This is a genomic window from Meridianimarinicoccus aquatilis, from assembly GCF_004358675.1.
Lineage (GTDB): Bacteria > Pseudomonadota > Alphaproteobacteria > Rhodobacterales > Rhodobacteraceae > Meridianimarinicoccus > Meridianimarinicoccus aquatilis.
This window is the reverse complement of record NZ_SMZO01000132.1, coordinates 1-664: the sequence shown is the minus strand read 5'-3', so window position 1 is coordinate 664 and position 664 is coordinate 1. Positions and strand designations below refer to the sequence as shown.

The window sequence follows — 664 nt, the reverse complement described above, 5'->3', positions numbered from 1 at the left end:
GCGATAGGCACGTGCATCCGGGTCATCATCGGCGCGCGTCAGCTTGGTCTGGTCGTCATCGATCGCGAACCGACCCGGCAGGTCGCGCCCATGGGCGTCATGCGCCATGATGATGGTCTCGAGCTGCGCCTCGGAGAGATGCCCATCCTCGATCAGCCTGGCAGGCAGGCGCAATTCCGCACTGGCCGCGCCAGAAGGCACGGGCGGCGCCACGGAAGCCATGGCGATGCTTTCGACCAAGGGCGTGGGATGTTCCTGAGCGCCCGCTATCTCGATCCGCTGCGGGCGGTAGCGCGCATAAATATCCGAAACGGGCGTGTTGTCGCGCGGGGCCTCAAGACTTGTGAAGCTTAGCGGGATGGCAGCATTGGCGCGGGATTTGGAGGCGGCGACTGTGGCAACTGGGCGCTTGCGCGTGACAGGTTCTGGACCGACCGATCGCGCATGAGGGTTTGTCGCCGCCCGTTGGGCCGGGCGCGTCTCAGGCCGGTTTGCGGCCACGGCGTCGACAAAAGGAAGGGCTTCCTCCAGATCCTGAACCGTGGCGCGGATCATCTCGCCGTCCTCCTGCACCTTGTCGAAGACCATGAGCTGGGTTTCCACAGAGGTGCCGAGCTTGCGGTAGACCTGCCCCGGCATCGTCAGCGCCAATCGTGGCGTCAGG

At 65.4% G+C, this 664-nt stretch carries 1 protein-coding gene; it reads right to left on the bottom strand.

What is annotated here, in order from left to right; translation table 11 throughout:
- The coding region (locus E2L05_RS20615; RefSeq protein ID WP_208016294.1) for a strawberry notch-like NTP hydrolase domain-containing protein at positions 1-664 on the bottom strand (664 nt) is incomplete at both ends.